This is a genomic window from Chelativorans sp. M5D2P16 (assembly GCF_034427935.1).
In the GTDB taxonomy this organism is placed as follows: Bacteria; Pseudomonadota; Alphaproteobacteria; order Rhizobiales; family Rhizobiaceae; genus Chelativorans.
This window is the reverse complement of the sequence record NZ_JAXQNM010000039.1, coordinates 79,001-104,672: the sequence shown is the minus strand read 5'-3', so window position 1 is coordinate 104,672 and position 25,672 is coordinate 79,001. Positions and strand designations below refer to the sequence as shown.

Annotated in this window: 22 protein-coding genes and 1 pseudogene; 8 read left to right on the top strand and 15 right to left on the bottom strand. The window is 65.3% G+C overall.

Annotated elements, in window-relative coordinates; all coding sequences use genetic code 11:
* Nucleotides 1–68 precede the first annotated feature (68 nt).
* The 5 genes from SIN08_RS20130 to argE all read left to right on the top strand — a co-directional run bounded on the left by SIN08_RS20130 (nucleotide 69) and on the right by argE (nucleotide 7,392).
* Nucleotides 69–1,199, top strand: coding sequence for a branched-chain amino acid ABC transporter substrate-binding protein (locus SIN08_RS20130; RefSeq protein WP_322453401.1), 1,131 nt, complete (start codon nucleotides 69–71; stop codon nucleotides 1,197–1,199).
* Between the two features lie 183 nt (nucleotides 1,200–1,382).
* The gene (locus SIN08_RS20125; protein ID WP_322453400.1) at nucleotides 1,383–2,891 is read left to right on the top strand and encodes an aldehyde dehydrogenase; all 1,509 of its coding nucleotides are present in this window, start codon (nucleotides 1,383–1,385) and stop codon (nucleotides 2,889–2,891) included.
* Nucleotides 2,892–2,923: 32 nt separating this feature from the next.
* Nucleotides 2,924–3,859: a LysR substrate-binding domain-containing protein gene (locus tag SIN08_RS20120; protein WP_322453399.1), complete on the top strand. Its 936-nt coding sequence runs from the start codon at nucleotides 2,924–2,926 to the stop codon at nucleotides 3,857–3,859.
* A 250-nt stretch (nucleotides 3,860–4,109) separates the two neighbouring features.
* Nucleotides 4,110–6,179 carry an FAD-dependent oxidoreductase gene (locus tag SIN08_RS20115; RefSeq protein ID WP_322453398.1) on the top strand — a complete coding sequence of 690 codons (2,070 nt, stop codon included), beginning with the start codon at nucleotides 4,110–4,112 and terminating at the stop codon, nucleotides 6,177–6,179.
* Between the two features lie 25 nt (nucleotides 6,180–6,204).
* Nucleotides 6,205–7,392 (top strand): acetylornithine deacetylase, encoded by a 1,188-nt coding sequence (gene argE / locus SIN08_RS20110; RefSeq protein WP_322453397.1) that lies wholly within the window; start codon nucleotides 6,205–6,207, stop codon nucleotides 7,390–7,392.
* A 284-nt stretch (nucleotides 7,393–7,676) separates the two neighbouring features.
* Here the strand turns inward: argE and SIN08_RS20105 are convergent, their stop codons facing one another.
* From SIN08_RS20105 to SIN08_RS20085, 5 genes are read right to left on the bottom strand one after another with little or no spacing between them, the layout of a single operon-like run.
* Complete coding sequence (locus SIN08_RS20105) at nucleotides 7,677–8,450, bottom strand: amino acid ABC transporter ATP-binding protein (protein ID WP_322453396.1); 774 nt, start codon at nucleotides 8,448–8,450, stop codon at nucleotides 7,677–7,679.
* Between the two features lie 32 nt (nucleotides 8,451–8,482).
* Complete coding sequence (locus SIN08_RS20100; RefSeq protein WP_322453395.1) at nucleotides 8,483–9,283, bottom strand: transporter substrate-binding domain-containing protein; 801 nt, start codon at nucleotides 9,281–9,283, stop codon at nucleotides 8,483–8,485.
* Nucleotides 9,284–9,311: 28 nt separating this feature from the next.
* Nucleotides 9,312–9,968, bottom strand: a complete 657-nt coding sequence (locus SIN08_RS20095) for an amino acid ABC transporter permease (protein ID WP_322453394.1) — start codon at nucleotides 9,966–9,968, stop codon at nucleotides 9,312–9,314.
* A gap of 10 nt (nucleotides 9,969–9,978) precedes the next feature.
* Entirely contained in the window at nucleotides 9,979–10,650 is a 672-nt protein-coding gene (locus SIN08_RS20090; protein ID WP_322453440.1) for an amino acid ABC transporter permease, read from the bottom strand.
* Nucleotides 10,651–10,707: 57 nt separating this feature from the next.
* A complete protein-coding gene (locus SIN08_RS20085; RefSeq protein ID WP_322453393.1) occupies nucleotides 10,708–11,754 on the bottom strand; it encodes a LacI family DNA-binding transcriptional regulator in 1,047 nt (348 codons plus the stop codon).
* A 94-nt stretch (nucleotides 11,755–11,848) separates the two neighbouring features.
* Between SIN08_RS20085 and SIN08_RS20080 the strand changes: the two are divergent.
* Nucleotides 11,849–11,965: pseudogene (locus SIN08_RS20080) on the top strand (amino acid ABC transporter ATP-binding protein); the annotation flags it as partial.
* Between the two features lie 245 nt (nucleotides 11,966–12,210).
* Here SIN08_RS20080 and SIN08_RS20075 read toward each other — a convergent pair.
* The 7 genes from SIN08_RS20075 to SIN08_RS20045 all read right to left on the bottom strand — a co-directional run bounded on the left by SIN08_RS20075 (nucleotide 12,211) and on the right by SIN08_RS20045 (nucleotide 20,457).
* Nucleotides 12,211–13,662 (bottom strand): aldehyde dehydrogenase family protein, encoded by a 1,452-nt coding sequence (locus tag SIN08_RS20075; RefSeq protein ID WP_322453392.1) that lies wholly within the window; start codon nucleotides 13,660–13,662, stop codon nucleotides 12,211–12,213.
* Nucleotides 13,663–13,669: 7 nt separating this feature from the next.
* Entirely contained in the window at nucleotides 13,670–14,572 is a 903-nt protein-coding gene (locus SIN08_RS20070; protein WP_322453391.1) for a TRAP transporter large permease subunit, read from the bottom strand.
* Nucleotides 14,503–15,561: a TRAP transporter fused permease subunit gene (locus SIN08_RS20065; RefSeq protein WP_322453390.1), complete on the bottom strand. Its 1,059-nt coding sequence runs from the start codon at nucleotides 15,559–15,561 to the stop codon at nucleotides 14,503–14,505. The genes SIN08_RS20070 and SIN08_RS20065 overlap by 70 nt, the downstream gene beginning before the upstream one ends.
* A gap of 77 nt (nucleotides 15,562–15,638) precedes the next feature.
* Nucleotides 15,639–16,649, bottom strand: a complete 1,011-nt coding sequence (locus tag SIN08_RS20060; protein ID WP_322453389.1) for a TAXI family TRAP transporter solute-binding subunit — start codon at nucleotides 16,647–16,649, stop codon at nucleotides 15,639–15,641.
* A gap of 122 nt (nucleotides 16,650–16,771) precedes the next feature.
* Entirely contained in the window at nucleotides 16,772–17,779 is a 1,008-nt protein-coding gene (locus tag SIN08_RS20055) for a TAXI family TRAP transporter solute-binding subunit (RefSeq protein WP_322453388.1), read from the bottom strand.
* Between the two features lie 60 nt (nucleotides 17,780–17,839).
* Complete coding sequence (locus tag SIN08_RS20050) at nucleotides 17,840–19,027, bottom strand: mandelate racemase/muconate lactonizing enzyme family protein (protein ID WP_322453387.1); 1,188 nt, start codon at nucleotides 19,025–19,027, stop codon at nucleotides 17,840–17,842.
* Nucleotides 19,027–20,457 carry a UbiD family decarboxylase gene (locus SIN08_RS20045; RefSeq protein ID WP_322453386.1) on the bottom strand — a complete coding sequence of 477 codons (1,431 nt, stop codon included), beginning with the start codon at nucleotides 20,455–20,457 and terminating at the stop codon, nucleotides 19,027–19,029. The genes SIN08_RS20050 and SIN08_RS20045 overlap by 1 nt, the downstream gene beginning before the upstream one ends.
* 127 nt (nucleotides 20,458–20,584) lie before the next feature.
* Here SIN08_RS20045 and SIN08_RS20040 point away from each other — a divergent pair, with 127 nt between their 5' ends.
* Together SIN08_RS20040 and SIN08_RS20035 are read left to right on the top strand one after the other, a co-directional pair.
* Nucleotides 20,585–21,523 (top strand): LysR family transcriptional regulator, encoded by a 939-nt coding sequence (locus SIN08_RS20040; protein WP_322453385.1) that lies wholly within the window; start codon nucleotides 20,585–20,587, stop codon nucleotides 21,521–21,523.
* Nucleotides 21,524–21,643: 120 nt separating this feature from the next.
* On the top strand, nucleotides 21,644–22,225 hold the full coding sequence (locus SIN08_RS20035) for a UbiX family flavin prenyltransferase (RefSeq protein WP_322453384.1): 582 nt from the start codon (nucleotides 21,644–21,646) through the stop codon (nucleotides 22,223–22,225).
* On the opposite strand, the gene SIN08_RS20030 is transcribed toward SIN08_RS20035, so the two are convergent.
* Genes SIN08_RS20030 through SIN08_RS20020 form a run of 3 tightly spaced genes read right to left on the bottom strand, consistent with a single transcriptional unit; the run spans nucleotide 22,222 to nucleotide 25,643 of the window.
* Complete coding sequence (locus SIN08_RS20030) at nucleotides 22,222–22,710, bottom strand: TIGR02444 family protein (RefSeq protein WP_322453383.1); 489 nt, start codon at nucleotides 22,708–22,710, stop codon at nucleotides 22,222–22,224. The genes SIN08_RS20035 and SIN08_RS20030 overlap by 4 nt on opposite strands.
* Before the next feature lie 4 nt (nucleotides 22,711–22,714).
* Entirely contained in the window at nucleotides 22,715–23,935 is a 1,221-nt protein-coding gene (locus SIN08_RS20025; protein WP_322453382.1) for an alpha-hydroxy acid oxidase, read from the bottom strand.
* A gap of 10 nt (nucleotides 23,936–23,945) precedes the next feature.
* The gene (locus SIN08_RS20020; RefSeq protein WP_322453381.1) at nucleotides 23,946–25,643 is read right to left on the bottom strand and encodes a thiamine pyrophosphate-requiring protein; all 1,698 of its coding nucleotides are present in this window, start codon (nucleotides 25,641–25,643) and stop codon (nucleotides 23,946–23,948) included.
* Between the last annotated feature and the right edge of the window lie 29 nt (nucleotides 25,644–25,672).

The following is a 25,672-nucleotide window of genomic DNA, read 5'->3' as shown; positions in this document are numbered from 1 at the left end:
ATCCTGACCGGCGATAGCGACCGGCGCACCGCATTCGGTGCGGCAGACAATCCTTTTGAGGTGGAACCATGCAAACCAGGCGAAAGGCGCTCAAGAGCGTATCCTCCATCGTTGCCGGCTCTGTGTTCGCCCTGGCACTGGGTGTAGCCCAGGCCCAGGCCGACCAGATCAAGCTCGGCTTTATCGGCCCGTTGTCGGGCGGCAACGCCCAGCAGGGTCTCGGTGCGCGCAACGGCTTCCTGCTGGCCATCGAGCAAGCCAATGCGGAAGGCTATCCGCATGAGGTCGAGGCCGTGGTCCTCGACGATGCTTCCGACCCAAGCGTCGGCGTGTCGGCGGCCCAGAAGCTGGTGAACGATCCGGCGGTCGTGGCCGCGACCGGGCACTGGAACAGCCCCGTCGCGCTGGCGACGATCCCCATTTTCAACCGCGCCCAGATGCCGTTCATCGTCTGGGGCGCGATCAGTCCCAAGATCACCGAGCAGAACCTTCCCAACGTCACGCGCGTCACGCCCACGCTCGTGAATGAAAACAAGCCGCTTGCCGACGCCATCATCGAGGAAGGCAAGGTCAAGAAGATCGCGATCATCTCCGACACTACGGACTATGGGGTGGCCAACACCAAATGGTTCACCGAGTTCTTCACCGCCGCCGGCGGCGAGATCGTCTCGTCAGACGCCGCGGCCGTCGGCACGACGGACTTCCGCGCGATGCTGACGACCGCCAAGGCGGCATCGCCCGATGCGATCTACTTCGGCGGCGTGGTGACGGAAGCCGCACTCGTACGCAGCCAGATGGCGGATCTCGGCATGGGCTCGTTGCCGATGTACGGCATTTCGGGGATCTACGACCCGAAATTCATCGAGATCGCCGGCGCGGCTGCCGAGGGCACCATCGTGGGCACGCCGTCGGTCCAGTCGAACCCGAAGCTGGAGGCGTTCGAGGAAGCCTATGAGGCCCAGGGTTTCGCCGAGCCGGCAGGCTCCTACGCCAAATACGCCTATGAAGCCGCGCAGATCCTGCTCGCGGTCATCGAGGACAAGGGCATCGAAGACAAGGCAGCGCTGAGCCAAGCGATCCGCGACATCCAGCATGAGGGCATACTCGGCGAGGTCTCCTTCGATGAGAACGGCCAGACCCAGATGGATGTGAATATCGACCTGCACGTCGTTCGCGACGGCGAATGGGTCGATATGTAAGGCAGCTGGCTGCCCGCACCGCTCCCGCGCAAAACTGGCGGGCCCTTCTGCGACGTGTCCTGGCAGCTCGTCGATCAGCGGTGCGATCGGATGGAAAGTGTCCGATCGCACCGTTGGCGGACCAACACTGCGCCAAGCTGCGCCTTTCGCCACGACGAATGATCACGCCATCAGGAGCCATCAATGAGCGAACTCGGCCACAAAGACTGGATCGCCAAGGCGTCGCAGATCCGCTTCCGCGACAAGGCGTTTATCGACGGCCGGTTCGTCGAATCAGCCTCGGGCAGGACGTTGGCCAGCATCAACCCGGCGACCGGCGAAACGCTTGCCGAAGTCGCCTCCTGCGGCGAAGAGGAAGTCAATCTCGCGGTCGCCGCAGCGCGGCGCAGTTTCGAATCGGGAGTGTGGTCGCGGGCCGCGCCCGCCCATCGCAAGCAGGTGCTTCTGCGCCTTGCAGAACTGCTGCGGGAAAATTTGCATGAGCTTGCGCTCCTGGAATCGCTGGACATGGGCAAGCTGGTCAAGGATGCAGCCACCGTCGACGTGCCGGGCGCGGCTGCGATCTTTCAGTGGTATGCGGAGGCCATCGATAAGATCTATGGCGAGGTCGCGCCCACGGGCGAGGGAGATCTGGTGCTGGTGCGGCGCGAACCGCTCGGCGTTGTCGGCGCGGTGGTGCCGTGGAACTTCCCCCTCGACATGGCAACGTGGAAGTGCGCCCCCGCGCTTGCGGCGGGCAATTCCGTCGTGCTCAAGCCGGCCGAGCAGTCGCCGTTCTCGGCATTGAGGCTCGCGGAACTCGCCGTGGAAGCGGGGCTGCCCGCGGGTGTGCTCAACGTGGTCCCGGGTCTCGGCGAGACCGCCGGTCAGGCGCTTGGCCGGCACATGGATGTGGATTGCCTAGCCTTCACCGGCTCGACGGCGGTCGGCAAGATGTTCCTGCAGTATTCGGGCCAGTCGAACATGAAGCAGGTGTGGCTGGAGACCGGCGGCAAGAGCCCCAACCTGGTGTTCGCCGACTGTACAGATCTGGATGCAGCGGCAGACATGGCCGCGCTTGGCATCTTCTTCAACCAGGGGGAGGTATGCTCGGCCAATTCTCGGCTGCTGGTGCAGCGCGGCGTCAAGGATGCGCTGCTCGAAAAGCTGGCCGAGCGGGCAGCGGGGACCCAACCGGGAGATCCGCTCGACCCGGCTTCGAAAATGGGAGCGATGGTGGATGCCGGCCACACCGCCAATGTCATGCGCTTCGTGGAGGCGGGCAAGAAGACAGCGCGCCTTGTCGCCGGCGGGGACCGGGTCACCGTCAACGGGCGGGGCAACTACGTGCAGCCCACCATATTCGACGGCGTGATGCCGGACGACGCGCTCGCTCGCGAGGAGATATTCGGTCCCGTACTGGCCGTGATCCCTTTCGACGAGGAGGAGGAGGCGGTGCGCATCGCCAACGACAGCATCTACGGGCTGGCCGCGTCGCTTTGGACGGACAGCCTGTCTCGCGCCCAGCGCGTCGCCAGCCGGCTGCGCGTCGGAACGGTGTCGGTGAACACGGTGGACGCGTTGAGCCCGATGACCCCGTTCGGCGGTTTCAAGCAGTCGGGCTTCGGCCGGGACCTTTCGCTTCATTCGTTCGACAAATACACTGCCCTCAAGACGACCTGGATCAAGTATTCGAGGGAGCCGACCGCTTGATCGCGGTGCTGAAACCGGCAATATAGACGTCCATGCCGCTTCGCTTTACGCTCAGACAACTGGAATATTTCGTTGCCGTAGGCGAAGCTGGCTCGATAGCCAAGGCTGCCGAACAGGTCAACGTCTCTCCACCGTCCATCTCGGCGTCGATCGCTCAGCTCGAGGAAGAGTTCGGCATCCAGCTCTTCGTTCGCAAGCATTCGCACGGCCTGTCGCTCACGGCCGGCGGACGTGTGTTCTTCAAGGAAGCCGCGCGCTTGCTCGGCGATGCGGACGCACTTCACGATATCGCCGGCGACATCGCCGAAAAGGTACGGGGCCCGCTGGCGATAGGCTGTCTGCTCACCTTTGCGCAGATCGTCCTTCCCGCGCTGCGCCGGAAGTTCGAGGACACCTATCCGGAGGTACGTGTCAGGCAGGTGGAGCGCAATCAGGGCCAATTGCTCGAGATGCTGCAACGCGGCGAGATCGATGCGGCGCTCACCTATGATCTGGAACTCTCGCATGACATCATGTTCGAGCCGCTGATGCAGTTGCCGGCCTATGTCATGCTGCCAGGGGGGCACCGCCTGGCACTGCAGAAGGGGATTACTCCCGAAGAGCTTGTCGAGGAACCGATGGTTCTGCTCGACCTGCCTTACAGCCGCGAATATTTCCTTTCGGCATTTCAAATGAGGGGCTTGAGGCCCAACATCGCCGAACGCACCGGGGACATAGCGGTGATGCGCTCCATGGTCGGGAACGGTTTCGGCTACGGCATCGCCAACATGCGGCCGCTCAACACCATGTCGCCCGACGGCAAACCGCTGGTATTCGTGTCGCTGGAGAGCGATTTGAGGCCGCTCACCATGGGCGTTGCGATGCCCAATGCCGAGCACCGCACGCAGACGGTGCAGGCTTTCCTCGATCATTGCCGTCGCTTCGTCCTCGAGCAAGGTGTCTTCGGTACAGAACGCGTCGTCAGATGAATCGTGAATGTCCGGCCGATGAACGGTTTCGCACCCGACGAAAAGCCGCTGCTTTCCCTCGCCCGGTGAGGGCGTGAACTCTAATCGGCCACCGGCTCGCAAGCGGCTTTACGAGGCCTTCCGCGTCCATGTGCACAAGGCGCAGAAATCGCACGGAGATTAGGCTGCGCCGAAGCGGGGCTTTCGCAATCACGACTTTCCTTCGGCCCCATGCTTCCTATGCTGGCGGAGCATTGGAAGGGAGGCTGGATTGCGCGATCCTCGATACGATGTTCTGTTCGAACCGATGCAAATCGGCCCGGTGACGGCCAAGAACCGGTTCTACCAGGTGCCGCATTGCAACGGTGGCGGATACCGCGATCCTTCGGCCGCTGCCGAGATGCGCGGCATCAAGGCCGAGGGCGGCTGGGGCGTCATCTTCACCGAACAGTGCGAGATGCACCATACGTCCGAGATCACGCCGTTCATCGAGTTGCGGCTGTGGGAGGACAAGGACATCCCCCAGTTGCGCCGCATGTCCGAGAAGATGAAAGCGCATGGGGCGCTGGCCGGAATCCAGCTCGCCTATTCAGGCATCAACGGCCCCAACCTCTACACGAAAGAGGTGCCTTTGGCGCCGTCGGCCCTGCCCATCCGCACCTTCACCAACGATCCGGTGCAGGCGCGGGCGCTGTCCAAATCGGACATCCGCGACCTGCGGCACTGGTTCGTGAATGCGGCCGAGCGGTCGAAGATCGCGGGTTTCGACCTGATCTGCCTTTACGGCGCGCATGGGTTCGGGATCTTCCAGCATTTCCTCAGCCGCGCGACCAATCAGCGGATCGACGAATATGGCGGCAGCCTGGAAAATCGCGCCCGCTTCGTCAACGAGGTGGTCGCCGACATCCGGGACGCGGTGGGCGACACGATGGGCATCACCCTGCGCATCAGCCTTGACGAGACGATCGGTGAGCTTGGCTTCTCGAACGCCGAGGTGCGCGATTTCATCGAGATGAACCGCAATCTGCCTGATCTGTGGGATCTTGCGCACGGCACATGGGAGGATTGCTCCGGCCCCTCGCGCTTCAAGGAGGAAGCCGCGCAGGAACAACTCGTCCACGGAATCCGCGAACTCTCCGATAAGCCCGTCGTCGGCGTCGGGCGTTTCACCTCGCCTGATGTGATGGTGAAGATGATCAAGTCGGGCACGCTGGATTTCATCGGCTGCGCGCGCCCCTCGATCGCCGATCCGTTCCTGCCGAAGAAGGTCGAGGAAGGCCGGGTCGAGGACATCCGCGAATGCATCGGCTGCAACATCTGCATCACCGGCGACATGACCATGTCGATCAGCCGCTGCACGCAGAACCCCACCTTCATGGAGGAATGGCGCAAGGGCTGGCACCCGGAGCGCATGAACGAAAAGGGCGACAGCGACAACGTTCTTGTCGTGGGGTCGGGCCCCGCGGGGCTGGAGGCCGCACGGGCGCTGGCCGAGCGTGGCTATGACGTGGCGATCGCCGAAGCCGGCACCGAGTTGGGCGGACGCGTAGCGCGGGAGCGTCGCCTGCCTGGGCTGTCTGCTTGGGGTCGGGTGCTGGAATATCGTGAATACCAGATCAGCCAGAAGCCCAATATCGAAACCTATTTTGACAGCCGGCTGAGCGCTGAAGACATAATGGAATTCGGCTTTCAGAACGTCGCCATCGCCACCGGCGCGACCTGGCGCCGTGACGGCGTTGCGCGCCAGCATGTCGTGCCGATGAAGATCGCCGAAGGCGCAACCGTCTACACCCCCGACGACCTGATGGACGGCGATGTTCCCGGCGGCGACGTGGTGATTTTCGATGACGACCATTATTATATGGGCGGTGTTCTGGCCGAGCTGCTGGTCCGGCAGGGCGCCAGGGTCACGCTGATCACGCCCTCCGCCTATGTTTCGGACTGGACCAGAAACACGCTGGAACAGGGGACGATCCACGCGCGGCTGGACGCGCTTGGCGTAGACATCGTGCTGAATCGCGGCGTCACCGAGATCGCGAGCGACCATGTCGTCAGCAACTGTGTGTATACCGGCAAGACCTGCCGGTATCCGGCGGATGCGGTGGTGATGGTGGCTTCGCGCAGCGGCAACGATCAGTTGTACCGGGACCTGCTCTCCCGGCAGGACAACTGGGCCGAGGCCGGCATCAGATCGGTCAGGATCTTCGGCGATGCCGAGGCTGCCGGCCCGATCGCCTGGGCGATCTACGCCGGCCACCGCTATGCCCGTGAACTGGATTGCGCGCCAAGCGGTGACGCGCTGCCCTTCCGGCGCGAGATCACTGAATTGGCAGCCGAATGACACACCTCGCCGGGCTTTCGCCGTCATGACCAAGACAACCGCCCCGTATCCGACCACGCTCGAACTGCTGGAACGGCTGATCGCCTTCCCCACGGTCAGCGCCGACAGCAATCTCGACCTGATCGATTTCGTAGAGCGGCATCTGACCGAGGCCGGTTTCCGGACCCACCGTCTGCCCGATCCATCCGGACGGAAGGCGGGGCTGATGGCTCGGCTGGGGGGCGACGGGCCGGGCGGCGTCATGCTGTCGGCCCATAGCGACGTCGTGCCGGTCGAGGGTCAGAACTGGACCCGCCCACCGTTTCGGCTGACGCGCGACGGCGACAGGCTGTACGGCAGGGGAACGACGGATATGAAGGGCTATCTCGCCACGATGCTGTCGCTGGCAACACGGGCGGCGAAAACGCCGCCTGAGCGGCCATTGATGCTGGCGATCTCCTACGACGAAGAGGTCGGCTGCGTCGGCATCCGGCAGATGCTGCCGGGATACGAGGCGCTCGGCTGGCAACCCGAACTGTGCATCGTCGGCGAGCCGACAGCAATGCGGCCGGCCATCGGCCACAAGGGCAAGATCGCGTTGCAGGCCACATGCCGCGGCACAGCCGGTCACTCCTCGCTTGCGCCGCGCTATGTCAACGCGCTGCATCTAGCCGCCGAATTCATTACGGCCCTGCGCCGACTGCAGGATCACTATGCGCATTCGGCTGCGCGGGACCCGGGATATGACGTGCCCTATTCGACGGTGCATGCCGGGCGGATGCAGGGAGGAACGGCGCTGAACATCGTACCCGACCATGCCCGGATCGAGTTCGAACTGCGCCACCTCCCCGGCGATACGCAGGAAGACTTCCTGACACGGCTGAGGCAGGAAACGGACCGCATCCTGCGGCCCTTCCGCACGCAGGACGCGGCAGCGCAGATCGCGATCGAACGCACCAATGCCTATCCCGGTTTCCAGATCGCCCCCGATCACGAGGCGGCCCGTCGCGTCGCCGTGCTGAGCGGCGCACATGAGACCATCAAGGTCGCCTATGGCACCGAGGCCGGCTATTTCGCACAGCTCGGCATCCCCACGCTCATCTGCGGGCCGGGCGACATGGAAGGACAGGGCCACAAACCCGACGAATACGTCACCATGGCGCAGCTCGGCAGCTGCGATCGGATGATGGACCGGCTTCTGATGCAATTGGACGCGAGCAGGTCAGCGCGGTAGCGCCCCGCGTCAGGAAAAGGGCGGCAGATGGTAGAGCCGGGGGAAGTCGGCACCACGGCTCGCCTGCGCGTGACCTATGTACGATTAACTACCTAGAGCATTTTGCAGCCAAGTGGAATCACTTGGCGTGGCACAAATGCGGCGAAAACAAACAGATAGAGCAGGCAAGCGAACGAATGTGAGCGCACCCCGCTCTATCCCACTGCCTGCACGCAAGGCCGCTCGAATGTAGCCGATGTCGCCGGCCCGCGGCAGCAGTGGCTCAGCCAGGACGAAGCGCCAGTTCAGGCCGCGCTAATCTGGCCCAGAAAGGTTTTCGTGCGCTTGTGCCGCGGATTTGAAAAGAAGCTTTCGGGCTCGCCGGCTTCGACGATCTCGCCGGCATCCATGAACACCACCCGGTCGGCCACCTTCCGCGCAAACCCCATCTCATGGGTCACGACGACCATGGTCATGCCCTCCTGGGCGAGGTCGATCATGGTGTCGAGCACTTCCTGAACCATCTCCGGATCGAGCGCCGAGGTCGGCTCGTCGAACAGCATGACCTTCGGATTCATGCACAAGGCGCGGGCGATCGCCACGCGCTGCTGTTGGCCGCCCGATAGCTGGGCGGGATATTTGTCTGCCTGCTCGGGGATCTTGACGCGGGCGAGGTATCGGCGCGCGGTTTCTTCGGCTTCGGCGCGCGAGGCGCCGCGCACCTTCATGGGTGCAAGCATGCAGTTCTGCAGCACCGTCATGTGCGGAAAGAGATTGAACTGCTGGAAGACCATGCCAACGTCGCGCCGGACCTTCTCCACGTTCTTCGGTCCCGCCGTCAGCTCTACGCCGTCCACGAAGATCCTGCCGCCCTGCACCGTTTCGAGCTGATTGATACAGCGGATGAGCGTCGACTTGCCGGACCCCGACGGCCCGCAGACGACGATCCTGTCGCCGCGGGCCACCTCGAGGTTGATCTTATTCAGTGCCTGGAACTTGCCGAACCACTTGTCGACATCTTCCATGCGGATGGCGGGCGTGCCGGGGTCGGCGCTCCGAGGTGAATCCTGTCGCGTCATCACGTCATCTCCGGCATGCCGTGGCTCGGTTTCTACTGGGTCTCGCCTACGAACTCTGGCAGCGGCCCACCGACCCATTCCTCATGAAGCGCATTCAGCTCGTCGCTTTCCTTCTTACGCTGCAGGAAATCGTTGATATAGGCCATCAGTTCGTCCTGGTCGGGGCGCGTGGCGATGCCCTGGCTCTGCTTGCTGAGCGAAAACTTCGTATCGTATTCGCCGGGCGCACGTTCGTTGAGCTGGGCGACGACGACGTTGGAAGCGCCCATCAGTGGCACCTGGCCGGACAGGAGCGCCTGGACCGCGCTGGCATCGTCATCGAAACGCTGGATGTTGGCGCTGTCGGGGGCGATCTCAGTGATAGCGGTGTCCTGCGTCGAAGCGCGGGCCACGGCGATGTCCTGGTTGGCCAGATCCTCCGCGTCGTTCACCTCCAGGTCGGCATCGCCATAGACGAAGATCTCGATGCCCGCATAGGGGTCGGAAAAATCGACCTGCTCGGCCCGTTCCGGCGTGATGCCCAGGGAAGCGACCAGGATATCGACCTGTCCCGACAGGAGATAGGGGATGCGGTTCGGCCCCGTCACCTGCACGATGTTGAGATCCACACCCAGATCCTCGGCCAGAAGCCGCGCCACCTCAGCGTCATAGCCGGCCGGCTGGCCCTGCTCGTCGAGGAAGCCGAATGGCGGGAAATCCACCAGCATGCCGATATTGATGGTGCCGCGCGACTGGATCTCCTCCGGTGTCTGGGCGCTGGCGGCGATTGTGGCGAGACCGAGCGTTACAGCCGCCGCGGCGGCCAGCCCGATTGCCCTGTTTAAGAAACGCATGGTGTCCTCCTTCCCTTGGTGAAGCTCGTCAACGTCGAGTCGCGAGAGCGAAACGCCGCTCAAGATTGCGTGCCAGCAGCGATAGCGGCCAGCACAGGATGAAATAGAGAATCGCGACCAGGCCGAAGACGGTGAAGGGCGCGAATGTGGCATTGTTGACGATCTGGCCGGCGCGCGTCAGCTCGACGAAGCCGATGATCGAGGCGAGCGAGGTGCCCTTGATCAGCTGGACCAGGAAGCCCACCGTGGGCGCCACCGAAATCTTGGCCGCCTGTGGCAGGACGACGTGGCGCATCCGGTCGTAATATTTCAGGCCGAGCGCCCAGGAGGCTTCCATTTGTCCGCCCGGCACCGCATCGATGCAGCCGCGCCATATCTCGCCCAGAAAGGCGCTTGCATGGAGCGTCAGGGCAATCGATGCGGCAATCCAGGGATCGACGGAAACGCCGAGGATGTTAAGACCGAAGAAGACGAGGAAGAGCTGCATCAGCAGCGGTGTGCCTTGGAAAAGGCGGATATAACCGAGAGCCGGATAACGTAGGATGGCGAGGCGCGAGACACGCGCTAACGCGATCAACAGGCCGCCCACCGCGCCGCCTGCGAAGGCCACCGCCGACAGCGCCAGCGTCCATTGCACTGCCAGGACGATGAACCAGAACTCATTTATCCCGAAGCTGCGTATCATCGCTCGGTGCCTACCGTGCCAGGGGATAATTGAAGAGGGCACGCTGAACCGACGAGAACAGCGCCGAAAAGCCGAGCGAAAGGATGAGGTACATGAGGGTGATGACCAGATACACCTCGAAAGCCGCGAAGGTCTGGGACTGGATCGTGTTGCCGGCCGCCGCAAGGTCGGTCGCCGAAATGACCGACACGACGCTCGATGTCAGCATCAGATAGATGAATTGGCTGGTGAGCGCCGGATAGATGGTCCGCATTGCCGGCTTCAGGACGATGTAGCGGAAAATCTGCAAGCGTGAGAGGCCGAGCGCGGTGCCGGCTTCGAGCTGCCCACGCTGGATGGATTCGATGCCTGCCCGCACGATCTCCGTCGCATAGGCGCCGACATTGATCGTCAGCGCGGTCAGGGCCGCGGTATTGGGATCAAGGCGCAGGCCGAGCCGCGGCAACGCGAAGAAGATGAAGAATATCTGCACCAGGAAGGGCGTGTTGCGGATCAACTCCACATAGGCGTTGACCAGCCACCGCACGGGCCGCGGCCCTGCCGACTTGCCCGCCGCGCAGGGAATCGCGATCAGCGTACCGAGGAGGATGGCGCCGAAGGTCAGCTCGATCGTCACCAGCGCCCCGGCCAGAAGCTGGTCGAAATTTTCGAGCACGGGCGCGAATTTGAACCGATAGTCCAGCTTGATCCTCCCTGACGCGGGCGCGAGTGCCGCAAAGCCTCGGTCCGTTAGATCGATCTAATCCCTCCTGCCGCTGGTCGTCAAGGAAGCGGCAGGTCCGATCGACGGGCGTTCGACGATGCTGGTCGGCGCGATGACCGCTTCCGCCGGCGTGTCGGGCTCCGCAATGCGGCGCAGCAGCAGCCTCGCGGCGCGCTCGCCGACACCGTGGGGATCCGTGGAAACCGAGGACAGCCCCGGCGAGACAAGATCCGCTTCCGGAACATCATCGAAGCCGAACAAAGAGACCTCCTTGCCGATTCTGACCCCGAGATCCACCAGACCCCGGTGGAGGCCGAGGCCGATCACATCGTTGAAGCAAGCTATGGCGGAAGCCGGATTTGGCAAACGGAGAAGCGCCGGCGCGAGCGCACGCGCTGCCTGCGAATTTGTCTCGCATTCGACGATGAAGGCCGGTGCCAAGCCATTCTCCGCGAGCGCACTACGAAACCCCTCCAACCTGGCGGCTTCCGCGGAATGGTGTCCTTCGATGCTCACGAACCCGATTTGCCTGTGCCCGAGGGCGATCAGACGGTGCGTCGCCGCGGCCATTCCGCCGCGATAATCGATGCCGCTGTAGTCCGTCCGCGTGTCGGCAACGACGCGCAGGGCCTGGACCACCGGAAGGTTCCAGTCCTGTATGTTGCGGATCTGCTCTGTGGTCGTCCCCTTGGCAGGACAGATGATCAGCCCGTCGACCGCGTGTTCGCGCATGCGCCTGATGAAAGCCGCCTGCTTGTGGGTGTCTTCGCTCGAATTGGCCAGGATGACGACCAGCCCCGCCGCTTCAAGCACGCTTTCCATGCCGGAGAGCATGATCGAGAAGAACGGGTTGGTGAGATTCGGCACGATTGCGCCGACGGTGCGGCTGCGCGCCGCGCGCAGGCGGGCGGCGCTGAGGTTATAGACATAGCCGAGTTCTTCCATGGCCTCTTCGACGATGGCCCGGGTGGTCTCGCTGACCAGGGGGCTTTTTCGCACCACCAGCGAAGCCGTCGCGCGCGACACGCCCGCCTTCTGGGCGACATCGAGCAGCGTGGCCTGCTTGGCCGCCTTCCCCTTCACGCTTTCCCTTTTTCCCAAACCGCCGCTCCGGCACATTAGATCGATCCAAGACTAGAGCCCGGGTACGCAAGGGTAAAGGCAGCATTCCGTGTCGGCTGAAGTCCTGACCGTCGTGCGCGGGCTGGCCGACGAAGGCATGACCCTCCTCATGCTCACCCACGAGATGAAGTTCGCCCGCGACGTGTGCAGCCGCGTCCTCTTCATGCATAGGGCCACGTCGACGAGGCAATCACCAGCGCTACGTGACCGGCAACGACATCAGGAGCTTCGCGAACATCGCCTGTGGCAGGCGGGGGCCCAAGCTGTTCCGGAGCGGGTGATCGAGACATCCGCCGGTCCCGGCATCGTACCGGTTTCACTTGCGTTCGCGGCGCTCTTGTCGAAGCGGCAATCCGTTCCGATTCCGCCGGCGATGGCCTTGCATCTTCTCGCTATTTTCCGCGCCGGCTCCGTCCCTCAGCCGCCGACGACGCCGACGTTCTGGTAGACATGCTTCAGCTCGCAGAAATCCATCAGCGCCTCGTAGCCGTGCAACCGCCCGATGCCCGAACGGCGGTAGCCGCCGGTCTCGGCCTCGGCGAAGAGCTTGTTGTGGTCGTTGATCCAGACGGTGCCGTCACGCAGCGCACGCGCAAGCCGCCAGGCAGCATCGGTGCGGTTCGTCCAGACAGAGGCCGAAAGACCGTAGACGGTGTTGTTGGCCTTGGCGATCGCCTCAGCCTCGTCGGCGAAAGGTTCGATCACCAGAAGGGGGCCGAAGATCTCCTCCTGCACGAAACCGGCGTTGTCGTCGCGCGTGGCGACGAGCGAAGGCGACATGAAGGCGCTGCCGTCGGGGCCGGGCATGCGCTCGCCCTTGAGCACCACCTCGTCGGCCGCCTCGAAGGTGGCCTCGATTTCGCGCCACACGGCATCGCAAGATCGTGCATCGATCAGCGGCCCCATCGCGGTCGCGGCATCCATCCCGTTGCCGATGCGGATGCCGGACAGCGCTTGGGCCAGGGCGGCCTTCGCCTCCGCATAGCGGCTTTCATGGACCAGGACCCGCCGCGCAGCCGTGCATTGCTGGCCCGAGATGATCGTGGCGGCGGCGGCAAGCTTCGGTGCGACGGCTTCCACATCCGCGTCGTCGAGCACGAGACAGCAGGACTTGCCGCCCAGTTCCAGCGACAGCTTCTTCATGGTCGGCGCGGCTGCCGCCATGATCCGCTGCCCCACGAGGTTCGACCCGGTGAAGCTGATCACATCCACGTCAGGCGAGGCGACGAGCGTTTCGGCCACTTCGTGCCCGGTCTCCAGGACGAGATTCACGACGCCCGCGGGCACTTCGGGGTCGTCGATCAGCGGCGCCATGCACGCCGCTGTGAAGAGCGCGGTCTGCGGGGCCGGTTTTGTCACCGTGCTGCAGCCCACCGCCAGTGCAGGGGCCAGCGAACGGACCAGCAGCACCGCAGGCGCGTTCCACGGGACGATCAGCCCTGCCACCCCGATGGGCTCGCGCAGCATGACCGAGATCTCGCCCGGCGCCACTTCCATCGCGTGGCCGGGATTGTGCCGGGTCAGACCCGCGTAGTAACGCACCTCGGAAATCGCGCCCGCCATCTCGCCCTTCGAATGGGCGAGAGGCTTGCCGTTCGTCAGCGTCAAAAGTTCAGCCAGCCGTGGCAGGTCACGCTCCATAGCATCGGCCCATCGCAGCAGCGCCAGTTGCCGCTCACGCGGGGCCTGCGGCCAGAGCGTCGTGTCGAAGGCGCGGCGCGCGGCAGCGATGGCGGCCTCCGCCTCGGCCTTTCCGCCAGCCGGGAAGCGTCCCACCTCCTCGCCCGTCGCCGGGTTGATGGAGGCGGCGGGATCCCCCGCCTCCAAACGCGTCTTGCCGATGGCGTGAAGGGCGGCAAAGCCGGTCATGATTCAATTACTCCCCATGTTGAAGTTCAGGGTTCTGGAGCGGCTCGCTCCCGGCCACAGGCGCGTCTTCCGGACGGCGCTGCTGCCAGAACATCAATGCGGCGAAGACCGCGAGACCGAGGAGGTCCGTCAGATGCTCGGGCGTGATCAGAAGGAGCGCCGCGCCGAACGCGACGGCCCGTTCCAGCCCCGTCGAGCGGCGCAGATGCATCCCCACGACGGTTCCCGCGATGGCATAAACTCCGATGGCGCAGCTGGTTGTTACCCAGATCACCTCATGCCACGCACCGTTCATCACCAGCGCGGGATTGTAGGCGAAGGCGAAGGGGATCAGGAAACCCGGCAGCGTCAGCTTGAAGGCGTGCACCCCGGTGGCGGTCGCGCTGGTCCGCGCCAGCGCCGCCGCCGCGTAGGAGGCCAGCGCAACGGGTGGCGTCACGAAGCTGAGCAGCGCAAAGTAGAAGATAAAGAGATGCACCGACAGCACGTAGAGGTCGAGCTGCGTCAGCGCGGGCGCCATCAGGATCGCCACCATGATGTAGGCCGAGACGGTCGGCATGCCCATGCCGAGAATGATGCAGGCCACCATCACCGCGATCAGCGACAGCAGCAGCGAGCCCGAGGCCAGCGACAGGATGAAATCGGTGAACTTCAGGCCGATGCCCGTCTGCACGATGATGCCGATGATTAGGCCCGCCGTGGCACAGGGCACGGCGACGATCAGGATCGCATAGGCCGTCTGTTCCAGCCCCCGCAGCATATCCATCGCCTTGATGCGGGTCTCCTTGCGCACGAAGCTGACGGCGATCGCAGCGAGGAAGGCGTAGATCGCGGCCATCATCAGCGACCGACCGGAGACCATGAGATAGACCAGCACGACCAGCGGCAAGAGAAGGTGGATGCGGCGCATGAGGCCGCCCTGACGTCGGGAAGCTCTTTCGCGGGCAGGCCGCTGAGCCCGTCCTTCTTGGCCGTCAGGTCCACGGCGAAGAGGATGGCAAGGTAGTAGAGCACCGCCGGGATCGCCGCGCCGGTGAGGATCGTCACATAGTCGAGCCCGGTCAATTCGACCATGACGAAAGCCGCGGCCCCCATGATCGGCGGCATCAGCTGCCCGCCGGTCGATGAGGCGGCCTCGACCGCCGCGGCGAAGGTGGGCTTGTAGCCGAAGCGGCGCATCAGCGGGATGGTGAAGGTGCCGGTGCCGACCACATTCGCCACCGCCGAGCCGTTGATCGAACCCATCAGCCCCGAGGCGATGACGGCGCTTTTGGCCGGGCCTCCACGGGTGCGGCCGGTGGCGAAGAAGGCGAGGTCGATGAAGAGCTGGCCCCCGCCCGAGAGCTCCAGGAACGTGGCGAAGAGGATGAAGTAGAAGATATAGGATACCACGGCCCCGATCGGGATGCCGAAGATGCCGTTGTTGGACAGCACCTGAATGTCAATGAAGCGCGACAGGCCCAGCCCCGAATGACCGATCGAGGAGGGAAGGATATAGCCGAAGAATCCGTAGAGGATGAATATCCCCGCGATGACGAAGAGCCCCCATCCCGCCACCCGGCGCGTGGCCTCCATCAGCGTCGCGATCAGGGCTGTGCCCATGATCATGTCCCACATCGTCGGCCGGTCGACGAAGGCGATCCGGGTAATGAAGCGGTCGTGGTTGGCCACGATATAGGCGGCCCAGGCGATGGTGACGGCGATCAGCAAAAGGTCGATCGCTTGCGCCAGCCGCGGACGCTCGGGCAGGTCCTTGCCGAAGACCAGGACAAGCACCGCCGCCAGGAACAATGCGTAATGCATGTGCAGGGGAAGCGGGGCGACGAAGACCGAATAGAGCTGGAGGGCCGTGATGCCGACGGCAATGACCCGGATGGCAAGGTGAGTGGACGCGATCATGTGTGTCTCTCTCGCACGACCGACGGCGATGTGCCCTTTGAGCGTTCGCCGCCGGTAAGGGGGCGGAGTGCAGTCGTCTAGAGCAACCCTGCCTCGCGGTAATAGCGTTCCGCGCCGGGGTGCAGCGGGACGTTGCCATTGCGCAGCGGGTCGGCCGCGTTTACGGGGTCGAACGAGGCCAGGCCCGGATGCGCTGTGCGCAGTGCCTCGGGGTTCTTGCACACCGCGCGGGTAATGGCATGGGCCACCGCCTCGGGCACCGAGGCATTGACGATCACCGAGGTGGGATAGCCCACGCTCGGAATATCGGCCGCAACGCCCTCGAATTCGTCCGCCGGGATCGACAGGCCGGGCTGGAGCCCGTAGTTTTCCGCGATGTAGGCCATCTGCTCCTCGCCCAATCCGATGAAGGTGACGCCACCGCCCAGCGACAGTTCCAGCACCGCCGGGTGGCGGTAGCCCACATTGTGGATCAGCATGTCGGCTTGCCCGTCGCGCATCTGCTGGATCGCCACGGGAAGGTCGATGTGGGTCACGCGCCCGCCGGCGGCGGTCACGTCGTCGTAGGTCAGCCCGAAGCTTTCCAGCGACAGACGGGCCAGCGCCTCGCCGGCCGAGCCGCGGGCGGTGGTAACGAGGCGGATCGGCATGTCGGCGGCGTCGCCGACGCTTTCGATCCCGGCATCGCGGCGCACGACGATGCCGAGCCGGTGCGGCGTGGCGATGTCCCCGATCAGCGCACGGATCTCGGTCAGCGGCTCGTCGAAGGCGATGATCCCCTTGGCGGCCCAGTTCGAGAGGGCCGAAAAGCTCAGGCCAAGCTGCGCGTCGCCGCGGTTGACGAGGATCGGATTGCCGATGCCGCCCTGATAGGCCAGCACCTCGATGCTGGAGCCCCGGGGCAAGGCGCCCTGCATCAGGCCCGACAGCGCGGTGCCGTAGACATACCAGCTTGATCCCACGTTGAAGGTGGCGAAGCTGAGGTTCACGGGATCGGCCACCTGCGCCGGCGCCGCGCGGATGAGCGGGGTTGTCAGCGCCGGGGCCGCAAGCACCGCCAGCGCGCCTTTCAGGAAATCACGTCTCATGTCGTCTCTCCCTCCCTTTGAGCCGTGGCCGGCCATGGACCGGCCTTGGACCGCTGGGTGTCCTGCACGGCTTGTCCCGGCCGGATCAGATCGGCAGGGGTCATGCGATAGGGCGGCGTGGCTCAGTCCAGCCAGCCCTGTTCGCGATAGAACCGCTCGGCGCCCGGATGCAGCGGCACGCCACCGTTGCGCAGGGGCTCGCCCGCAACTTCAGGATCGAAGTCGGCGAGGCTCGCGTGGGCCGCACGGATCGTGTCGGCTTTTTCGACGATGGCGCGGGTGATCGCATAGGCCACGTCGTCCGGCATTTCGGCGTTCGCGATGACACCGGTGGGATAGCCGACCGACGGCACGTCCTCGGCGACGCCCTCGAACTCGCCGGGGCTGATCGCGAGGCCCGGCTGGAGCCCGTACTCCTCGGCCAACGTGTTCATCTCTCCTTCGCCGAGCGCAATGAAGGTCACGTCGCCGCCGAGGGCCAATTCCATCACATCGGGCTGACGGTAGCCGATGTTGTGGATGAACATGTCGGCCTGTCCGTCGCGCATCTGCTGGATCGCAACCGGCAGATCCACCTGGGTCACACGACCGCCCGCGGCCTCGATGTCGGAATAGTCCAGCCCATAGGCATCGAGCGCCATCCGCGCCAGAGCCTCGCCCGCGCCGCCGCGCTGCACCGTGACAAGGCGGGTCGGCACCTCGGCCACGTCATCGAGGCTATCGATGCCGGCGTCGGTGCGCACGACGATGCCGAGGCGGTGCGGGTTGTTCAGGCCGCCGACCAGCGCACGGACGTTCTCATGCGGCTCGTCGAAAACCACGGTGCCTTTGTAGGCCCAGTTCGACAGGGCCGAGAAACTCAGGCCCATGTCGGCCTCGCCCCGGTTCACGAGGATCGGGTTGCCGACGCCGCCCTGGTAAGGCAGCACCTCGACGGTGGAGCCCTCGGAGAGCGCACCCTGCGCCACGCCGGCGATCGCCGTGGCGTAGATGTACCAGCTGCCGCCGACGTTGAACGACGCCATGGTGAGGTTTACCGGCTCGTCCTGCGCCGCCACGGGCAGGGTCGACACCAGTGAAGCCGCTGCCGCGATGGTCCCGGCGATGATGGAATGAATGGTGGCTTTCATGTTTCCTCCTCCTTCTGTCGCCGACAAATCCGGCCGCGTCGGCAGGCGGCCCGGCCGCCGTCAGGCCCGCCGATAGGCGGAGCCGGTGATTGGCGGATGTTCTCGAATGAATTCTTCACTGACCTCGACACCCAGTCCGGGTGCTTCGGTGGCGCGGAAGGTTCCGTCCGCGCCGATGACGGGCGCCCCGCTGACGAGGTCGTCGCGAAGCGAGTTGTAGCGCGAGACGTCGGCCTCCAGAAAGCCGCCGTTTTCGACCGCGCTCAGCAGATGCAGCGTAGCCGCGGCGTTGAGCGCGGTCATCGAGGCATGGGGGTGCACGACCAGCCCATTGGCCAGCGCCAAGCCCGCGATACGCAGGCACTCGGTGAGCCCGCCCGCCTTCGACAGGTCGGGCTGTATCTCGCAGACGGCGCCGTCTTCGATGAGGCGGCGGAATTCCTGCCGGGTGAAGAGATTCTCTCCCGCCGCCAGCGGCACGGTCGCCAGCGCCGCCGCATCGCGGTAGAGCCGCGATTCCTGGGGCATGAAGGGTTCTTCCAGCCAGCCGACGGCACATTCACCGAGCACGGGCATGATCCGCCGCACGTCGTCCATGCGGTAGAGCGAATTCGCATCGGCCAGGATGGTGATATCTGGGCCAAGCGCCTCGCGCAGGGCGCGCAGGCGGCCGGCGTCCCGCGCCACATCCTGCCCGACGCGTTGCTTGACCGCGCGGTAGCCCTCCGCAACGAGACCTCTCGCCTCTTCGACCAGCGCCGCAGGCTCCTCCCAGCACAGGGCGACGCCGCCCGCATAGGCCATGACCGGTTTCGGCGCCCCGCCGAGAAGGCGGCAGAGCGGCCAGTTGACCGCTTTAGCCCGAAGGTCCCACAGCGCAATGTCGATGCCGCTGATCGCCAGCGCGGCGGCGGCACCGCTGCCCTGTGTCAGTTGCGCGGCCCGCGCCATGCGGGCGTTCAACGCGACCGCGTCGCAGGCGTCCTGCCCCTCGAGCACCTCGGCCAGGGTGTCGTTGACGATGGCAGCGATGGCGCGGGGCGCGCGGCCGTGGTGCGCCTCGCCCCAGCCGGTCAACCCGCCCTTCGTCCGCACCCGCACTATAACGGCGTCGCGCTTGACCGTCGTGCCCACGCCGAGCATGACCCGGGCATGTTCGGGCAGCGGTACGGAAACCGGGAACGCCCGCACCTCGTCGATGGCGAGCGCGTCGGCGGGTGCGTCCCGCAGAATCTGGGCCTGTGCCATCACGCGCCCTCGTCCAGTACCTGGGCCAGGGTCACCCCCTGCGCGACGGCCGCGTTGAGGTCGATCTCGGCCTCGCCCGGGACGCGGATACGGGTGAACCGGAACGGCGGCGCATCGACCGGCACCGTCGCATCGAGGCCCATCTTCGCCCCGTAGCCATTGTCGGTGGAGGGGTCGAGCTTGGAGCCCTGCACCCCGGACACCACCACGAGGTCGCGGTCAGCCTGGAAGCGCGTGGCGACGGCCCACTCGACCATCTCGGCGTCGTGGATGTCCACGTCCTCGTTCACCACCACGACGTGCTTGATGTCGTAATGCGCGGCGAAGGCGCCCATGATGACGTTTTTCGCTTCGCCGGCCTGGCGCGGCTTCATCTTGATGTAGAGGTGGTAGCGGCAGGTCCCGCCGGGGGCGAGATGCACGTCCTGCACATTGGGAAAGTTGTCGCGCAGGGAGTTCAGGATCGTCGCCTCGCGCGGAATGGCGCCCAGGATCAGATGTTCGAGCGCACCTCCGACGATGGTGTGCAGCATCGGGTTCCGGCGCGTCGTGACGCAATCGACTTCCAGGACGTGGCGGTCGGCGCGCTCACCGTAATATTGCGGAAACTCTCCGAACGGACCTTCGGGCTTGCGCAGGCCGGCGCGGAAGCGGCCCTCGATGACGATCTCGCTTTGCGCCGGGACCAGCAGGTCGACGGTGCGGCAGCGCACGACCTCGACACCCGCGCCGCCGAGTGCGCCGGCGATCGTCAGTTCGTCGAAATCGATCGGCACGATGGCCTGCGAAGCCAGGAGGCAGGCGGGCGAGGCGCCGACTACCACCGCGACCTCCAGATCTACGCCCCTCTCCTCCGCCTCGGTGAAGAAGCTCAAGGTATGGCGCGGCAGCAACAGGGCGCCCATCTCGCGCGCGCCGGAAATCTGCAGCCGGTGGATCGAGACGTTCTGCACCCCGGTCTCCGGGTTGCGGCAGATCACGAGGCCCGCGGTTATATAGGCACCGCTGTCGTGCTCGTTGTGGGTCGGGATCGGCAGAAGGCGCGTCAGGTCCACGTTTTCGTGAATCACTTCCTGGCACGGGGCATCGGCCACTTCGCGTACGGCAACGGGCGAACGGATGGCGGCCTGAAATTCAGCCAACAGGTCCTGGGGCGCGATGCCCAGCGCTTCGGCCATCCATTCCCGCCGTGACAGCAGGCCCGAAACGACGATGCCGTCGGGATGCCCTTCAGGCGCAGGAGCAACCAGCGCCTGCCGACCGTCGTGACGGTTCGCCAGACCAGCCACCGCAAATTGCAGCGAGGCGCCCGGTTTGGCGATTGCCAGCCGGCCGGTGTCTTCCATGCGCCGCAGCCAGCCCCGCAGATCCATGTCACGCCGCCGGGAGTCGCCGCCTGGTGCGATTGGCGCGTTGCCGACCTCGTTCATTCGCCTCCTCCTGATCCTCCTGGACGCTAAGGGCAGGCGGCAATCAATTCTATTAATGATGACTGATTGAAGGAATAACAATGCGTGATAGAATGCGGCATGACCGGATCTAAGCTGGAGGTCTGCCTTGGAATTCAGACAGTTGAAGTACTTCCTTGCCGTGTACGAGGAAGGCTCGCTGACCAGCGCCGCAAGGCGGCTCAACGTCGTCCAGCCGGCGCTCAGCCAGCAGATATCCAAACTTGAGGAGGAAATCGGGCGCCCCCTGTTCAGCCGCACCCCGAAAGGCATGCTCCCCACCCGTGAAGGCGAAGAGGCCTATACGCGCTTTTCCGGCATCATCCGAGACCTCGAAACCGCCAGCCAGGCGTTGTCGGGCGACCAGCAGCAGATCCGCGGCACCGTTTCGATCGGCGTTGTCGCGTCGGTCGCAAACAAGGCGCTTGGCGAAACGTTGCAAAAATTCGTCCTGAAGTACCCCGAGGTGCGCGTGAAGGCGACCGGGGGTTACACCACCGACCTGCAGGAGATGCTGCGCACCTCGCGCCTCGACCTGATCGTGGTGAATGCGCCACCGCATCTGCGCGACCCACGCATGGTCGACATCGTCACCGAGGATCTGTGCCTGATCACCTCGTCCGACACCGGGATGGAATTCGACGGACCGGTCAGCCTGCAGCGGATCAACGAGTTGAAGCTGGTCATCCCCTCGCAGCGCCACGGCCTGCGGCTGATCATGGACCGTGCCGCGGCCGAGCAGAACATCGCACTGGCACCGCGAATGGAGTTCGACGAGCTGAAGCTGATCGAGGATTTCGTGCGCGCCACCGACTATTTCACCATCCTTCCCCCCATCGCCGTCTTTCGCGCGCTGCGACAAGGGCACTTGAAGGCTTATCCGATCACGCCCGATATCCCCCGGCGGCTGGTTTACGTCTCGAACCCCGCGCGCCCCTTAAGCGCCGCCGCCGAGGCGCTGATCGCCGAGATCCGCGAGGACATGATCGAATATTCCTTCGACGTAGAGCGCCAGCTTCGCGACGAGAACGGTCTGTCGGAAGTCTGATCCGCCGCCGACACGAGCGCCAAGGTATAATGCGCCGTTATTGGCGGGATAGGGCATAGTTAGTTGCCGCGATAGCGCGTCGTCCCGCAAGATAGCGGAAGTCAAGAAAGGAAGACCGCGATGGCGCAAGGCCCCGCACGTCTGATCGTGGGCATCTCCGGCGCGTCCGGAGTGATCTACGGCATCCGCCTGCTCGAAATGCTGCGCGAGGTGGAGGTCGAGACCCATCTTGTCATGTCGCGCTCGGCCGAGGTGACGGTCGCCTGCGAGGCCCGTCACAAGATCGCGCGGATCAGCGAGCTAGCCGACGTCTGCTACAAGCCGGAGGACATCGGCGCGGCGATCTCCAGCGGCTCGTTCCGCACCATGGGCATGATCGTGGCACCCTGCTCGATCCGCTCGGCCTCGGAGATCGCGACAGGCGTGACCTCAACCCTCCTGACGCGGGCCGCCGATGTGGTGCTGAAGGAGCGGCGCAAGCTTGTCCTGATGGTGCGCGAGACGCCGCTGCATCTGGGTCACCTGCGGACCCTGACCCAGCTCGCGGAAATCGGCGCGATCATCGCGCCGCCAGTGCCGGCCTTCTACGCCAGGCCCGCCTCGCTCGAAGAGATGGTGGACCACACTCTTGGCCGCGTGCTGGACCAGTTCGGCATAGACAGCGGAACGGTGCGGCGCTGGAAGGACAGCGAGGGTTCTTAAAGACAGAGCGCAGCGAGCCTCGCCAGCGTAGCCTCCGGCGCGCTATCGCCCTGGGGCGTGCAGAAGTGCGCGGCGTTGCGGACCATGGTTGCGGCGGGGACGGTGGCGTCGGGAAGATCTGCGGCGACCATGGGCGCCAGCGCGAAAAGCATGTCCTGCTCCATCCGTTCCGCCTCGATCTCGTATTTCTGAACAGCGGCGCGCAAACGGTCGCGGGCGGCACGATCCCCGATCGCGCGATTCTTGAGCCAGCGGCGCACGCCGCGCATCGGGCGCACGACGTGAAGATGCCACTCGGCTACCGCCTCGGCCGCGCTCGCGGCACCCTCGGCATCCAGCCCGCGTCCGTCCCGCCCCAGCCACAGCGCGAAGAGGACGAGGTTCACATCCGCCCCATGCCGCTCCTGCAGTTCGAGGCACAGCGGCGCCACGCCGTCTCGCCCGTAGCGATCCAGCGAGAACGACCAGAAAGGATGCGGTGTCATCGCCTCAGGCTCCGAAGTCGAATGCGCCCGGATGCCGGAAGGTAACATCGCCCAGCCCCGCAGGCGACCAAGCGCCGGACTGGGCCATGGCGACGGCGAATTCCTCGCGGATCAGATCGGCGAAATGCGCGCCTCCCCCGTCCCCCAGCGCGGCCAGCGCGTAGAGATAAGCCCGCCCGCAGAACACCGCCCGCGCGCCGAGCGCCATCGCGCGCACCGCGTCCAGCCCGCTGCGCACGCCGCTGTCGAGGAACAGGTCGGTCCGCCCGTCAACGCGATCGCGAATACCGGGCAATACGTCCACCGGGCTTGGCGCGGCGTCCGACTGGCGCCCGCCGTGGTTCGACACGAGGATCCCATCCGCCCCGGCTTTCACCGCCTCTTCCGCGTCGTCGGGGTGGAGCACACCCTTGACCAGCAGTGCGCCGTCCCATTCGCGGCGCATGCGGGCGATCTCCTCCCAGCTGAAGGTGCCCTTCAGCTCGCGCTGGACGAAGCCGGCCACGTTGTCGAGCGTCGGGCGCCCGTCGACGTAGCGGTCGATATTGGCGAATCTCGGCATCCCGTTGCGCAGCAGCGCCAGCGCCCAGTGCGGTGCGGTGGCCACCTGCCACACGGTGCGCGGCGTGGGGCGGAAGGGCACCACCAGGCGGTTGTGCAGATCGCGCGGGCGCTTGGCGCGCACCGGCGCGTCCAGCGTGGCGACGATGGCCGAAACGCCGGCCGTCTTTGCCCGGGCGATCAGGTCGAAGGTCACGCGGTGGTCCTCGCGCGGAAAACCGTAGAGTTGCAGCCAGGTGTTGCCGCCCGCCACCTCGGCCACCTCCTCAAGTGTGGAATTGGCGAGCGTGCCGGTGATGTAGGGGATGTTGCCGTGGGCCGCGGCCTTCGCCAGCGCCATGGTGGAGCCGGGCCAGATCAGCGCGTCCATTCCCGTGGGCGCGATCCCGATCGGCACGTCATAGCGCCGCCCGTAGATCTCCACGCCTGTTTCGACCTTCTCAAGCTCGCCGTAGCGCGGCACGATCTGGACCGCGTCGAGTACCCGCCGGTTCTCATCGACGCCCCAATCAGCACCGGTTCCGCCCTGGACGAAGTCGAAGGCGAAGCCCGGCACCCGGCGCCGGGCGCGTTTCTCGAGGAATTCATAGGTCGGCGCGGCATAGGTCAGCCGCGCCGCGCGCCCGCTCTTCGAGCCGGGACCCCATGCGCTCTTCGCCGCCATGCCGCCCGCCTCAATAGTCGCAGAGGATGTTCACAAGCGCCTGCTCGCCGCCCCGCACGGCGTCCAGAGCCTGATGCAGGACGGGCCGCAGTTCGGCCGGGTCGGAGACGCGGAACCCCCTGCCCTTCGCGCCCGCCATCGACTCGAATTCGACACTGGGCGAAAGGTCGGCCAGCATCCGCCCCTTCGAGCGGGCCGAATAGCCGTCGGGATACATTGCGTTGGTCGAATTCCGCACCGCGCCGTGCAGCGCGTTGTTGAAGATCACCATCAGCACCGGCAGGCCTTGGGCCTGGGCGACCCAGTGACTGGCTGTGGGGTTGGTGAAGATATAGGCGCCGTCACCCATCGTACAGATCACATCCCGCTCCGGCGCGGCCAGCTTGATGCCGAGAGCCGCGCCGAAGCCCCAGCCGAGTCCTCCGGCGGGAGAAAGACCGAAATAGGTACCGGGCCGGTTCCGCGCGCAGTGCTCCACGCGCAGCGGGTATTCATTGACGATCACGGCCTCGGGTCCGGCGACCTCACCGATGACCCGGCTGATCAGCTCCGGAGTCATGACAGCCTCGTCCTCGGCCGCTGCCGCCAGCCTGGCCTTGTCAGCCGCGATGCGGGAAACAATGCCTTCACGCCGCGCCTGCGCCGCCGGAGAGGCGGCACCAAGTTCAGCACGCAACGCCTTGAGAAACAGCGCAGGCGTGGTCGCCAGAGTGACGTCCGCGCGGAAGCTCCGCATTGGGTATCGGGAAAAGATCGGGTCTTCGCCCACATGCACGATTTTCGCGCTCTCGGGCGGTTCGGCGATCGCGGGCACCCACGGCACGTCGCAGTCGAGCACCAGCACCAGATCGGCCTGTTTCACCCACGGCATCGGGTCGTGACCGGCCTCGAACGGGTGGTTCGAGGCAATCGAGGTGAAGCGCTGATGGTAGCTCGTCACCGGAAGGGCATGGGTTTCGGCGATGTCGGAAAGCAGATCGAAGGCCTCCGCATCGCGGCCCGCATTCGCGGTGACGATCACAGGGCGCTCCGCCTCGGCAATCATCCGGGCCACCTTTGCAACCTTCGCCGGATCGGCGGGTGCGGGTTCGACCGGGGCGATGGCGCGCCCGGTTTCGGCGCGAGTGTCGGTGCCGGCCAGGACGTCGCGTGGCAGGGTCAGGTAGACTGGCCCCTTCGGCCCGCTCTGCGCCACTTCCAGCGCCCGGCTGACCACGTCCGACATCTGCTCGGGCAGGTGCAACTCGTAGTCCCACTTCACCGCCTCGCGGATCATGCCGGCCTGGTCGTACATCTCCTGCGCCCAGTGGATATAGCGCGTCCTGGTGCCATGCCGCCCCTTTTCCGAATAGGGTGAGCGCCCGGCCATCAGCAGAATCGGGATCTGTTCGCGGCTGGCGTCGAGCACGGCGTTGATCGCATTGGCGGTGCCCACGTTGACGTGGACCATGACCGCCTGCATCCGCCCCGTCGCGAGGTAGACGCCATGGGCCATGGCAACGGCCGTGTTCTCGTGCGGGACGACGATGGGCTTGGGAACGTCCCAGCCCTCGGCCTCGGCCCGGCAGTAGGCTTCCACGATCGGGGGAAAATCGGTGCCGCCGTTGACGAAGAGATAGTCGATCCCGGCCTCGGCCAGGACCCGTAATAGCGTATCCGCCGACGATCTCTCCACGGTTGTCGTGTTCCGACCGGTCGCCCCGTCCATCTTTCGTCTTCTCCTCCTCCTCGCAATGA